The sequence below is a fragment of the Vibrio sp. LB10LO1 genome, assembly GCF_010092875.1.
Lineage (GTDB): Bacteria > Pseudomonadota > Gammaproteobacteria > Enterobacterales > Vibrionaceae > Vibrio > Vibrio campbellii.
In genome coordinates this window covers 35,963-51,004 of record NZ_JAADJW010000002.1, presented here as the reverse complement: position 1 = coordinate 51,004, position 15,042 = coordinate 35,963, and the positions used below count along the sequence as shown (strand labels likewise).

Annotated in this window: 2 protein-coding genes; both read right to left on the bottom strand. The window is 46.5% G+C overall.

The window, feature by feature from the left end; genetic code table 11:
- Window positions 1-5: 5 nt before the first annotated feature.
- Window positions 6-3,521: a hypothetical protein gene (locus tag GXP65_RS01625; RefSeq protein ID WP_162091829.1), complete on the bottom strand. Its 3,516-nt coding sequence runs from the start codon at window positions 3,519-3,521 to the stop codon at window positions 6-8.
- Window positions 3,522-3,589: 68 nt separating this feature from the next.
- On the bottom strand, window positions 3,590-14,848 hold the full coding sequence (locus tag GXP65_RS01620; RefSeq protein ID WP_240334936.1) for a DUF11 domain-containing protein: 11,259 nt from the start codon (window positions 14,846-14,848) through the stop codon (window positions 3,590-3,592).
- Window positions 14,849-15,042: the final 194 nt, after the last annotated feature.

Genomic DNA, 15,042 nt, shown 5'->3' with positions numbered 1-15,042 from the left:
CCCTCTTATAACTTACCAACTAGGTTAATGAACACGCCTGATGCGTCGTAATCGTCATCATTCGCTAGGTTGCCATCAAAGCCTGAGAAGTTGTAACCCACACCGACTTTGAAGTTGTCGCTCAAATGTTTGTTAACCGAAACCAATGCGCCCTGCTCTAGCTCGTCGTAGGTGCTGTCCGTCTTCCAGTGGTACTCACCAGTAACGTCCCAATCTTTCATAACACGGTAAGAGGCACTCAAACCGTAGAGAGAAATTTTGCTATCAACCGGAATGTCTTCGCCGGACTGACGAGTGAAGATTTCATGCTTGTCCTTGTAAGCGTATTTCGCGCCTAAATCCCAGTTTGCATCCAGCGAGTAGATACCTTCGATTTCGATGATATGACTTTCTTCATCTTTGTAATCCACATCGCGGTTAAGTTGGTCGAAGTCCACCAAATAGGTGTAGCGAGAGAGTACGTTCAAACGGTCGTTGTAGATTGGGCGATATGCTAAACCTGCTGTCGACTCAATAAAACGAGCCAACACTTTATCGCTCGATTTGCTCTCTGAGCGTGAGTAGTTGAACTTACCAAACAAGGTGTACTCTTCCGTTAGATGATGTGTGTAACGGTTAGTCGTCACCCATTGGTCGACACGTTTTTTATCTGGGTCTGCGGAATCATCGGTCTTGTCGACACGGTATTCGACTTTGTTCTTGAACAATACGTCATCCACATCAATCGAAGTGCTCACACTCACGGCTTGGCGCTCTGTGGTGATCTTCTGATCGTCTTCGATTTCGCCTTTTTGATAGCCGATGCCCATGTCGATGTCGTCATTCATGTCGTAACCAAAGCCAAACGAGTCAATACGACCCTTGCCGTTGTTTTCATCAACAAATTGGTTTTCTTGGTAGAAATCAACCGTAGAAGTTAGGTCTGCACGCTGACCAACAATCACATTGTTTTTGCCTTCGTATGTGTCATCTACATAGGTTAAATACGTACTGTAATCTTCGGTTACGTCATACGTCACGCTCGCTTCTGCGGCATCCCCGCGATCACCAGTGGTGTATTCCGCACCAACCACGAAGTCTTCTAGAATTCGCGTTTCACCACCTAGCGTGACGCTGTCGTTCTCGTCGTATTCGTCGGTTTGGCCTACGGTTTTCTGGCCTTTGATATACACGTTGTTGTCGCTGTCCCAGATGTAGTCAGCACGCAGACCCGCTAAGGTCCCTTTGCCTTTTTCATCTTGGTTGTTTAGTTCTTCAACTTGTTTACCCGCTGCCGAGATCTTGATGTGTTTGGTGACTTTAACTTGAGTTTCCAATTCCGCTTGCTGGGTATCCGTTCGTAAATCACCATCGGATTCACGCTCTTCAACCGAGGTAAAGCGCGTCTTCACCGCAACTCGGTCAGTGGCTTGGAAACGAATTTCAGTACCGTAAGACTCTTGCTCTAAGTCATCATCTTGGCTGGCAAAACTGTAACCTGCGTCTTTGGATTTGTACCAAGCTTTGACGTCGTTACCCACCGCAGAGAATACGTTTGGAGCTAGGTCATAAAGGTTCATTACCCCTTTCACTTGGTAGATATCACCTTCACGATCTTCCGCGTTGCTGCCAATCGGGGTAAAGGTTAAGCCGCCATCGAAAGAAACGTAGTTGGAATCGGTTTGACGACCTTTACTGTGTCCGAATTCGGCTTTCAAGTACGTCCCTTCAGATGCACGCAAAGTTAAGTCTGTGCCGTACGCTTCGTAATCTTGGTTGTCTTTTTCTTCAGTTTGGTAGTTTGCACCCACACCGATGTAGTCGTTCACCCAACCTTTCACACGACCACCAGCAGTCATTGCGTCAAGCGCATCGCTGCCTTGAGGGACGTATTCGTAGTCCACCGAAAGGTAGTTGTCATAGCCAGATGCTGGTTGATCGTTGATGACAGTGCCGAAGTTATCCGAAATGATGTTGTTCAGCGGTCTGGTCAGGATGATGCGGCCTTGATACGGGTCGATTTCATAGTCACGCCCCGATTGCAGGGGCATTTCTTGCACAGTGATGCTGCTGTCTGGGTCGACAACTTTCACCATTACTTTGTCACTGCCTGGTACCACTTCACCATGACGCAAGAAGTACAAAGAACCACCAGTACCTAGGAATTCATCGTGAGCGAAGAGTGAGTCAGATTCAGCCACAAAGCCGACAATGTTTAAGCGATCTTCACCAAACTTGGTGGTTGAGCGGGTACGGTAATCCCCTTTAAAGCCGTATAGACTACGGTTGTAATCGTTGTTGTCAGTGCCAGTAATGCCAGTGTTGTAGTTACCCCACAAGACATTGGATTTGTCGTACTCAACGTTAAGGTAAACCTTACCTTTGGTGTTCACCACTTTGTAGATGTTGGAGCTGTCACCATAGTTGCCGTAATACATCTCATCGTCGTCTTCGAGAATGTCGAATACGCTGGAGGAGTCAGAGGCAAACGGGTTCTTAAACATGTCTCGTACGTCACTCTCTTTAGTATCAAAGTGAGTGGTCACTCTGAGTTTGTCGCCAAACTTACCCTGACCAAAGTACGCTAAACGTCCTTGGTTATAGATGTCATCTTGGTATTGCTCGTCGACGGCTAATGCGGCGGAGTTGCCCGTCACTTTGTTTTTACCGATGTAGAAATCCGCAAGACCCGCTTGTACCCAATACTCATCAGGGATACGCACGTACAGTTGGTAACGACGCTCTTCACCACTGTCGAAGACCACACGAGTTGGGAAGAGATACGCATCTGCTGGCAAGTATTGTTCTGCGTATAGCTCGCCTTCTTCCACATCAAACTCGTCTTCGCCAATCACGACTTTATCGACGCCTTTTAGTCCCGTACCCATGAACCTTGCCAGACCCGCAGAGGTAGGAATGTTGTGACGCATCAACTGAGCTTTGCCGAGCTTGCGGCTTTGCTCTTCTTCACCATCGTTCTTATCGATATCGACTTCAGAATCTGGCTCGACAAGGTCAATCACACCAACCGTCGTCACGTCCATGTTGCCGTCTTTATCGAAGGCTTTTAAACGGAACAACAGCTGTGTGTTGGATTCAAATTGATACTCTTGGTCGGTCGTGCCATCCCAAACAATGTTGAAATCGTTAGCAAATTGCTGACCTTCTACCACGGCTAAAGGGTCAACTAAGCCACGGTCACCACCACGGAATACTTCCAGTTGGTAATGGTCAACATAGTAGCTAAAGTTGGTTGTGATAGCGAAGCTCATTTCTTGTAATGGCTTGCCATCTTTCACTTCAACATCACTGCTAATGCTCAGGTCAAGTACCGGATCAAATCGCATGATGTCGCGGCTTACCCAAATCGCACCTTGGTCTAGGTAGATACGCGAGTTATCCGTTTGTTCGTGAGCTTTTACTTCAATACCCAGTGAGTCACTGTCAAGTTTCTCCAATTGGCTGGTGTCTTTCGCGTACGAAAGTATCGGCAACGCAGCCGCGATACACATTGTCAGTTTTGATTGTCTAAATCTAATCATAATAATCCTGCTTAACCGCTTGAGTGGTGGGCTGGGACTCGCCCAGCCTGCGTCTGTACTGCGAACGGTTAATCATCCCCACTGCTTTGAATACTGAAGTTAAATTTCGTCAGCTTGTTTGGTGTGATTCGGCGTACTTTCGGGTTCTCACTGACTACCCTCATGCCTGTCGGTAGCGAGTCTGTATCGACTTTGACCAAGAACTGCTTACCTTTTTTATTCAACACCCACTGATCTGGAACGTGGTATCGACCATATTGATCTGTCTCGATAATGATGCCTTCGACCGTTAACAGTCGAACGCCTGGGATACCGTCTTCGTAAAGTCCTTTGTTCTCTACGATGATTTCCCATAAGTACATATCACCATCTCGGTAGAGGTTTCTCACCACGTCGATGTTCTCTGCCGACAGACCTTTTTTCTTATCTCCTTTGTGCTTGGTAATCGCGTTACCTTGCTTGTTGAACTCAATGTGCGTGCCGTTATCCGTTGTCACCTTGAATGGGAAACCTTGGCGAGTTCGAGTATTAAACTGGAACACCACTTTGTTGCTGTGTTCGAGGGTACGGTTGCGGGATAGGCCGTACAGCTCATCGACTTCATAGCCTTTGTCCACACTCGACATAACAACGTCTTGGCCTTTGTGTTTCACCTTCACATCTTTAAGTTGGGTTTCAACACCATCTTGAGTAATAAAGGTTGAGCCCGGTACGTAATCGCCCGCGGCAAGGTCTACATCGATATAAATGTCATCTGCCGTTGCGTCTGCTTGGAAACCGTCACCGTTGTGGTCTTCGAACACCTTGCCGATGATTGAAGCGGTATCGAATACTTTGTCTGGCATGACTTCGACCGTCGCACTGGCGAGGTTCGACTTCACAACGTAGTTGGTCGTGGTGTTTTGTGCCGAGAAGCTTTCTGCCGGTGGCGCTTCAGCCCATGCGGTGTTGGTGTAAACGCCAAAGGTGGCACCAACACTCACACGCATTAGGTAACGGATACGTACCGCATCAGCGGTTTTCGAATCGCCCTTGCCGTAGATATTCATGTCGCCGACTTCGAAGAACAGTTGATTGGTCTTCGTTGGCTCTACGGTTATTTGGATATCATCCGAGGTATCAAATACGCCATCAGGGCCACTGTTAACCATCTCCGTCGAGTCTGCGATATAAGCAAAGCCTCCCGGATAGCGATCAACCAAACGCACACCCGTGAATGGGTTATCGTTTTCGTTGGTGATGACGATTTCGTACTCGACAACTTCACCGACGCTCGCCTCTGACTTGCTCGCTACCTTGGTTACTTTCAGCATGCCCTCGTTGTAAGCTTGCTTCTTAACCTTGATCGTGACGTTGGCGGAAGCGACTTCACCTGTCGACGCTTTCGCGGTAAAGACGTTCGTGAAGTTGTCATCAATGCCTTGGTTGATTTCACCCGTCACTACGATTTCGTATTCATTACCTTGGTACGCCTTCATGGTGTGATTTGAATCGACGTTGCTATCTGAATCGACAGAAACCACAACGCCAGATTTAAGCTCAGTGATGGTCGCTTTCCATGTGTTGAACAATGGATTGCCGTTGTTACCAATAAGCTTATCGATTTCATCCAACAGGTTGACGCTTTCTGCATCCGCAGAGCCTCGGTTGGTCGCCGTCATCGTGAAAGTAATTTCATCGTCGTCGTTGGTGTATTCCGCTTTATCTGCCACCTTGGTCACCGACAAAATGATCGGCAATGGTTTGATAGTTGCGAAATCATCCGCTAATACATCGCTTTCTGACTTATCGTAGGCATACGCGTGGTTGGTGATTTCTCCCATCGCATCCGCGTTGACGACACCTGTGATTTCAATGTCCAACTTATCGTTTGGCGCAATAATCACACGGCTATTCACATCCAGATTGTCACCTTGAATCTGTGGTAACACGATGGTGCGATCGTCACTGTATGAGCTTGTCATGCTCCAACTGGTAAACGCTGGCGCTTCGGTGTCGTGAATCGTATTTACTTTCAACTCTGAGATAAGATCTTTAAGCACTATCTCTTCGGTAAACGAACCAGATTCATTACTTAACACCACGTGGTAAGTGACGTTTTCACCCGGACGGTAGAACTCATCATCGACGGTTTTCTCTAGCTTGACCGACTCTGGCATCGCCAATAGCATCGCGCTTGCTTCTTGAGTTTCACCGCGGAACAACGCACTTGCCGTGTTCTCAATCTCGCCCGTTGCGTACTGATTCACCAAGCCTGTGATAACGAACTCCACCTCATCATTTGCTGCAATGGTCAGCGTTGAATCAATGTCCGTATTTACACTCGGAATGTTTGTGATATCAGTATCGGAACTGCCCTTATTGACTTCGATACGCCAAGAGTCGAACGCTTTTACTGTGGTTCCATCCAAACGAACCACTTCTAAGTCACTGATGGCATCTTTCACTTCTACGCCAGTTGCCGGAACGGTTCCCTCGTTCTTCACTTTGACGCGGAAGGTGGCTTCTTTGCCCGGAATGTAATACTCGGTGTCCGCCGTTTTCTCGATTGAGATACCTTGCGACTGAGGTTGAATGGTCGCGCTCGATTGCTGCACAGTGCCATTCAAGTCCGCAATAGCCGTGTTGGTGATTTCACTCGCTGCTAATGGGTTTGTTTTCACTGTAATGGTGAACTCAACAATATCGTGAGGCGCAATATCGATCACTGAGCGAATGTCTTGATTATCGATAGGCATTGGTGTGATCGTGGTACGACTGTCCGTGTTGGTCGTTTTAATCGTCCAACTTTCAAACGCTCGCTCATTAACACCGTAGATGTTGGTCGCTTTGATGCCCGATAGGATGTCACCCAGTTCGATGTCGTTATCGAAACCACCGGTGCCGTTGTAAACACGAACATGGAACACCGCTTCCTCACCCGGAATATAGTTTGGTGACTCTGCGGTTTTCTCAATCCAAACTTCTTCAGGTAAGCTTTCTAGCGTTGCGGTTGCATCGAGGGTTGCTCCACCAAACTCTGCCGTTGCGGTATTCACGATGTTTGCAACCGCGCTACTGTTCACCGTACCTGTGATGGCAAATTCAACCGTGTCGCCTGGTGCGATATCAAGGTTGGTAGAAATATCACCATTTGGTCCCGGAACCGTTTCTATGTTGGTACGTGGGTCGCCTTTAGTGGTCACAATCGTCCAATCATTTAGCGCAGGCTCCATTGCACCACCTGAGGTTTCCACTTCAAGTGAAGAAATGATGTCCTCGACTTTTACATCAGCCGCAAAGCCAGAACCATTGTTGGTCACCTTGACACGGAATGTGGAGAACTGCCCCGGCTGGTAATAACGCTCATCGGTGGTTTTCTCCAGAACGATATCACCCGGACGTGGCTTGATAGTGGCAGTTGCAGTCACATCTTTACTGTTGTGGTTCAATGTCGCTTGGTTAACGATGTCGCCCGTCGCTTCCGTATTGACTAAGCCAATAACGTAAAGAGTGATGGTGTCCTTCGGTGCGAGGTCGATGTTGTAATCGATATCCTTGTCGACAACGAGTGAGTTAGCGTCGACTGTGGTCAGCGAGCTTCCCGTTACGTATTGAACCGCCCATTGCAAGAAAGCTTGGTTCGCCGAGCCATCAATGGTATTCACGGTGAGCGCACCAATTTCATCTTTCAGGTTGATGTCATTCGCGTAGCTGTTGCCTTCGTTGACAATTTTCAGGATGTAACCTGCCGCTTGGTTAGGGCTATAAAACTCTACCATTGGCTCTTTGGTGAAGGTTAAATCTGGAATCTTTGCCGTACTGGTGACTTCGGCTGTCTTGGTCGTACCGTTATAATCCACCGCAACTTGGTTGGTGACATCTCCTACCACTTCAGGATCTAGCTCCCCTTCTACGCTCAGAGTCACAATGTCATTTGGACCAATATCCAAACTGCCATCTATGAACTCCCCAGTCGCCGATGGGAACTTAGTTTCTCCCGTCTGTGAAGATGCATTGAAGAAGATGGTGCCAGATTCAAACGCTTTTACTGTCGCGTCAGTAATACTGGTCGAGGTGATATCGTTTACAAAATCTTTGACTTGAACGTCATTCGCCCAGTTGGCTGTGGTGTTCTCAATCTTGATGGTATAAGTCAGCGTATCGCCTGATTCATATTGGCTCTTATCGACCATCTTCTCGACGGTCAAATCAGCAGTAGCCGCCTTATAGGTCGCAGCCGCTGTTTGGGAACCGCTTGAATCGCTCACTTCCACTACGTTGGTAATATCGCCAACAAGGTCCGCTTTAACGATACCTTCAACATGAAGTTTCACTGTGTGATCTGGATGGATGTTGTAGCGAATCTGATAACCATTGTCACCAGTCACCTCAGAGCCCGCGATTGGTTGAGTCAACGTTGGATCTATACCATCAACACTCACTGATGTTGCAGACCAAGAATCAAACGCACGCACAGGTAATGTCGCACCTGCTTTCTCAGCACGAATCGTCTTCCAAAGATCTGAAATCAGAACGTCGGTCGCATAACCTGTACCAATATTTTTCACTTCAATATCGAAGCCAATGGTATCGCCCGGATGGTAAATCGCAGGGGTGATTGAGGTAACTTTATCTACCTTAAGGCTTCCTGGTTCTGGAACAATGACTTTTTCTTTGAGGTTGTAGGTAAAGTAATTGGTTCCTGAGTTCAGTTTGCCTTGTAGTTGGTTTGTAAACTCACCAACCGCGTCATCACGAACGTGGCCCTCAACTGTGATTAAGATTTCCGTGTAAGTATCATCAGCGGCTTTCCCGCCCATCTGAACGGTCACATCAATATCTGTGTTTGGAGCAATAGAATTGAGGTTACTGATGTCTGTATAAGCAGGATTGCCATCAGTAATCACTTGAGCACTGACTGTCCAATCCTTCAGAGCAACTTGCTCAGAGCCATCAGCCACCTCAACTTTGTAGTCAGAAATAATGTCTCGGATATCAATCAGCTCATTATTTGCCGTCTCGTTACGAACACGCATTTGATAGTGGATTTCAGAACCCGGTGTGTAGGTTGGTGTGTCTGTTGATTTTTGGGCAATAAGGCTCGACGTACCAGGGTCTAAAACGACGGCGTTACTATCAACACCATTGACTTTAGCCACGTTGGTAATCGTCCCCGTCGCATCCGCTGCTACTGTACCGTCAATTTCAAACACAACGGTGTCGCCTGGCATCAAATCGAACGCAGCATTCAGTGGTACCGTTCCTTGGTAATTACCCGTAATTGAGAATCGATCTGCATCCGGTGCACTCACGATCGCAACGCTGTAATCTTGGAATGCAGACTTACCATCAGATGTATCAATGCTGTTCAGTTCATCAACAATCGTCGCGCCATTAGTAATACTCTCACCCACGTTGGTCACGCTAACTTGGTATTGAACTTGACCGTTCGGGTTGTAGTTACAGTCTGTGCCAGTCGTTGATGGGAAGGTACATGTACCACTGTCTGCGGTTGTATTCAGAACTGCTTTTTCAAAGTCCAATACTGGCACTACTGGCGGAATGACATCCGTTGTATCACTGTGATTGCCCGCTTTACCCGTGTTGCCATCAATATCACCTAGCGCATCTGGGCGAACCTTACCTGTAACCGTAAACTCAATAACTTCTTCTGGAGCAATATCAACGAGTAGGTCAAGATCGTCCGTCGCATCGTAAGGTTCAACGTAGGTGTCCTGCGTTCCTGTCGTGCCCGCAGAAGTGAAAACATGTGAAATGTTCGTCTCAGAAAATGCAGACTTAGTTGTACCGCCAATCACCTCAACACGAACATTAGAAACGATATCTTGAATAGCCGTTTGATCTCGCCACACAGGCTCCGTATTGGTCACGGTGAACTTATAGATCACCTCATCTTCAGGTTTGTAGGTGTCACCGGATACATAAGATTTGCCATCAATAGAGACAATTTCTTTACTGACTGAAAGGTTGCTACCCTCTGGCGTTACTTTTGCTGAATGGAAGTTGCTGCCATTGTATTTTGGTGTCGCAACAATTTGGTCAAGAGCGTCTTGGCGGATCTGTGACTCCATCACAAAGTCAATCCAACCACCAGGCGCAATCGACAGCGTAGAGATATCAATGTCCGCATTTGGACCACCAGTATACCCATCAATCAACGTGGTCGCTTCGCCAGAAGTTGTTGCGGTAACTGTCCATCCATACTGACCAAATGCTGGCAGAGTTTGAGAATCCGATTCGCCCGCGGCGTTTTGCGCGACACGCACTTTGACATTAGAGAACAGCTCTTTCAGTGATTTGTTGTACTCCAAGCCCTTACCATTGTTCTCAATCCGCAGGTGGTAGACGATCTTCTCGCTGTCAGTCGTATGGTTGTATGTGGTCTTGTGTGTAGCAAGCGTTGTATCTGTATACGCTTTATGCGTTTTAGAGATACTTGCTGGCAGCATACTCACTGGCTCGGATGGTAAGTTATGACTGTTATCAACGACCGCAACGTTCAGGATTTGCCCTACTGCTTGCTCGCTGATCTTCGCTTTAATGGTGTACTTAACAAAGGTGCCACCAGCAACAAACTCGTTTGCTGCAAGATCGAAGCTAGTATCAATGTCAGCATTGTTGACGACTTTGCCGGCATTGCTGATCGTACTAGCATCGACGCTGGTCGTTATCGTCCATGAATCAAATGCACGCCCTTTAACACCGCCAAAATAGTCAGTTTTAATTTTGCTGATTTCATCTTTAATTGGCATCTGATTGATGTGAACATTGTTCAGGTTCTTCAATAAGATTTCGTATTCGATGTAACCACCAGGCGTGTACCCACCGCTTAACTCGGTTGTGCCATCCTGATCGTAGATTTTGGTGACATGTTTAGAGAAGTCGTACTTCTCTGTAGAGGCTTTGGTCTCCGCACTGACCGTATCGCCATCAACCGTTAATAAGTTCAGAATGTTGCCCACTGCGTTATCATTGACTTTTGCAGTCACGACATACTCAATCTTGGTACCCGTTGGGATGGAGGCGTGGGTATCGATATCGACGTTATCCGCAATTTTACCATCGAGATCTAGAATCGCTTTACTGCTGCCACTTACAATGCGTGGCGCTACCGTCCAGCCGGAATCAAATGCTTTATCATTAGTGCCATCAATAAGGTCAACTTTAATCTCAGACAGTCGATCAATCACCGGAATGTTATAAGCGTTACCTTTACCATCGTTTTCAATTGTTAAGCGGTAAACGAGCGGTTGCCCTGGCTCATAGCTTGCTTGGTCAACTGTTTTACTAAATGAAAGGTGGTAGCTATTTGGAACGACAGTAATGCCGCCAATCGTAATCGTACCGACCGCATCTTCACGGACTACACCCTCTACTTGGTAGGTAACGGAGTCTCCGCCTGCTACATCGATTGTGGTCGTAATGTTTTGGTTGTCTGCAACTGTGCCATCCAAGGTGCCATCTGTCGTACCATTTCCACCGTTAGTATCATCTTTGCTGACATCAACGCTAAAGCCGGCTGCAAAAGGGTTTGCCGTGGTGCCATCAAGAAGCTGAGTCGTTACACCCGTGATGTTTTCGTTTACGCCGTGGTCATTCACGTAACCCGTTTGCGAGGAGATAGTAACTTGGTAGGTAAGCGTATCACCTGGTGAATAGAAGTTGGATTCCACACCGTTAACCAGTAACTTTCTAACGACATCGCCGCCGTTGTACGCACGCTCCATCTCATGGTGGGACACGTGAGACTCTTCGGTCACTTGACCAAAGTCACGATACACATAAGCATCATTTTCAATTTTGTTGTTCAGGTTCCCCATTGAGTCTTGAGAACCAATGACATTATCTTTAACTCGCGCTTTGATTCGGAAAGTACGAAGTTCTCCAGCCTCAAGTGTCATCGTGTTAGACGCATCACCCGGTGGATAGATGAAATCATCATTCGTTTGTGGCTGGAAACCAGCTCCATCATCGTAATCAAACTGCCAGTATTCAAATGGCTTCTGGTTTGGGTAGTCTGCGTAGTGGTTATCTTTTTTGTTAGCGAGAACCGAACGAATTTCATTCAATAAATCGACAACTTTTAGACCAACTTCTGGGTTAGCACCGTTGTTTAGAACACGAATTTCATAGGTCACATCATCGCCAGGGATAAAGCGGACTTTATCGGCGGTCTTCAAAATTGAAACGTTGAGTGAATCCCCCGTCTTACTACCAATTTGTGCAGAGGATGATTGATTTAGATTGGTTGAAGGATCATATATCTCTGCCGTATTAGAGATTTCATCTTCGACATAGTCGTCTTTAACTTTACCGCTAATGGTATAAACAACAGCACCTTCTGCTCCATTGATTCGAGGATCTAGATCAATGGAGCTATTGATGTTGCCATCATTTGGGAAGCCAGATTTTTCGCCTTCATAACTACCTGTTTTAAAAGGAGAGTTATTCGAGTCAGTAGACGCTGTAATTGTCCATTCTGAGAATGCATTTAGGCCAATAATATCGTCTGTCACATGCACTTCGTTGGCATAACCTGGACCCGTGTTCAAAATTGTGACATTGAAGCTCACCCACTGACCTGGAACAAACGCATTATCGGGCGTGGTTTTAGCAACAATCACTTTCGGGTCGTGTGGATAAACCACGACCGTGTCAGAAGCTGAGTTCTGAATGCTTGAGTCTGGTGTCTTTATTTCCGCAGTATTATCAAACCGAGTAAATAGGATTTCATCTTCGTTAGTTCGGTCGATTTGCGCAACGATCGTGTACAGCACTTCAACGTTTGGTGGGATCTGAGCGGTGGTATCTAAGTCTGTATTATCAGCGAACGTGCCGACATATGTATAAGCTGGATTCCCGTTGAGTATAGAATCATCAGAGATAATCTCGGCGCTGATCGTCCAAGATTTAAATACCGCTTTCGTTTTTCCATCCGGCTCTAAAACACCCGCAGTAATTGTTGATAATACATCTTTCACCGCAACGTTTGTCGCAAAGCCGTTTTCTTTGTCGTTTTTAAGGCTGATTTGGTAAGTCACCTCAGTATCAAGCTTAGAGTACGCGGTTTGATCACCATGGAAACCTTTATCGGTATTGGTCTTAACGCGCTTATTAAGCTCGATGGCAAAGTCACGCGGGTCGGAGCCGCGGTCAGCATAAACAGAGCCATCCACTGTCACTTCATTAGAAATGTGGCCATTTGCAAGAGGATCTGTCTTTGCAACTATGGTGTATTCGATATAAGAATGAGGCTCAAGTGTCGCGATAACATTCAAATTATTAGGATAATTCACTTCACCCGAGATACCGGTATCAGAAGCGGTCGCAGCAGTGCCATCATCTTTAAAAGCCGCAGCCGTAATCTTCCAATCCGAGTATGCTTCGATATCACCGCCATAAATGTCTTTTGTTGTTACTGAGTGGAGGTCATCTAAAACCTGAACTTGGTTTGCAAAACCATCGCCATCGTTGGTCACTGTGATGGTATAAGTCAGCGCCTGCCCTGAAGAGTAGAAACGGCTGTCGACGTCTTTACTTGCACGTAAGTTATCGTCTGGAGTTTGAACACCCGACCCCTCTTCTGTGACATTATCGTTAGAACAACTTGGGTTGTTATCAAGAATTAAGCCAGTGCTAGTATCATTCGTTTTGGCCGTCAGTTTGTACTTGATGGTTTTACCCGGCGCGATGTCTGGCGTAAGCGAAAGCGGACTGGACGTCCAAGTTCCATAGCTAAAAGATCCCGGATCCGAACCTATCGAGTCCTCACCAGAAATGACATCAACTTTCCACTTTTCAAAAGCCTGGCCATCCCCAGCACCACCCGCTTGCTCAGTAATCACACATGTTAAGTTATCTTGAACCAGAAGGTTGTTCGCGAAGTACTTTGAAGAGCCATTGGTGACAGTAATTTCATACTCAATTTCTCCACCAGGTACGTATTCAGACGCTGATGTGGTCTTCGTAATTGAAATATCTGAGTCCGTTACGGTTAACACTTTTTCTGCATCAACCGTGCTGGAGATTGTCGAGTTTTGTACCAATGAACCTGATTCATCCGTGACTGAAGCCGTAAAACCTTGCAAAGTGCCGATGGTGATTGAGGTTAAAGTTGCTTTAATTTGATAGGTGATTGACTCACCCGGGTAGATAGAAACGGTATCGTCGAAGTCCACATCCGTTTGTGGGCTACCTTGGTAGTCTGAGAGTGAGTTACTGCCGATGCCTGAAACCGTGATGTTCCAAGTAGCAAATGGATTCCCATCTACATCGGTGTTGTTGTATGAAGGAGATAAGTTGTTGGCGAGACCATTGCTACTAACTAAATCATTAATATTCTGTTTTACGTGGTAATTATGAGCAATTGCGCCACCGTTGTTCGTCACCCTCAACTCAAAATCGACCTCTCCATTAATCAAATATGGCGACGTTGAGTTGATTGTATGCTCGAGTTCGATATCAGGATCTGCCGGAGGGGTGGAAAGCGCATTACTGTCGACATTTCCGGCACGAGTAGTGGAAGTCGCTTGAGTATCAATGTTGGAGAGCAGATCGGATGCAACCGTCGCGGTGATAGTGTAAGTGATGTAGCCACCGACAGAGATCTCCGCGTCAGTGACAGATAAATCGCCAGTAGTCGCAAACGTACCCGCATTACTGCCAGACGAAGCTACCGCGCTGATCGTAACGTTACTAAATGCATTCCCTGTCGAACCATCGAGCTTTTGTCCTACGAGAGACGCAAAGTCTTGCTCAATATCTAAACCTTTAACAGCATAACTGCCATTGTTGGTTGCGGTTAAAGAGTAAGTGAGCGTGCCACCGACGTTATATTCCTCAGGGGATACAAAAGCATCGAGAGTATAATTATATTCAGCAGGTTCGAAGGTAACGGTATCAGTATTGGTAAAAGTGGTTTCTGTGCCAGAAACCGTCCCTTTTACTTCGGTACCGCCCAGCGTAATGCTCTCCGCCGCATCGTCAGAAACCCTTGCTTCTATTTGATAGGTAATACGACCAAATGGAAGTAAGTTCGCTCCAGTAACACTGAGGTTACTGTCACTTGAGGTATAAGAGCCAGGGTCTGTGCCTAATGTATGAGAATCCGATATGGTCAAACTGCTGAAAGCTCTATTCGAACCAGACATTACATCCCAAATCGCATTGGTCACGGAGACATCACTGATAGTGCTCGCTGTCGTATTTTTTACTTCAACAGAGTACGTAATGACGGCACCGTTATCATAAGGTAACCCAATAGTGGGACTGGTAGATATAACGATTTCACCTGCCGCCAAAGCTTGAACAGGAAATAAAACCATCAGTAAGAATAGGGCTAGATAACGTTGAACAATTGGCACAATACTTTTCCAACTCATACAAAATATTAATTATTCATCCATTTATGACAAAGCTAACGATAGCGTCAAAAACAAAGCGCCGAGATATTGGCGATAGAGGATTTTGCTTTGTCACGTTTCTGTCATTTTTAATGCGGCATCCGTTAAAACTTTTT

Excerpts from the sequence above, each read along its gene's own strand:
- GXP65_RS01625 (WP_162091829.1), bottom strand. The coding sequence starts at position 3,521 with ATGATTAGATTTAGACAATCAAAACTGACAATGTGTATCGCGGCTGCG.
- GXP65_RS01620 (WP_240334936.1), bottom strand. The coding sequence starts at position 14,848 with ATGGTTTTATTTCCTGTTCAAGCTTTGGCGGCAGGTGAAATCGTTATA.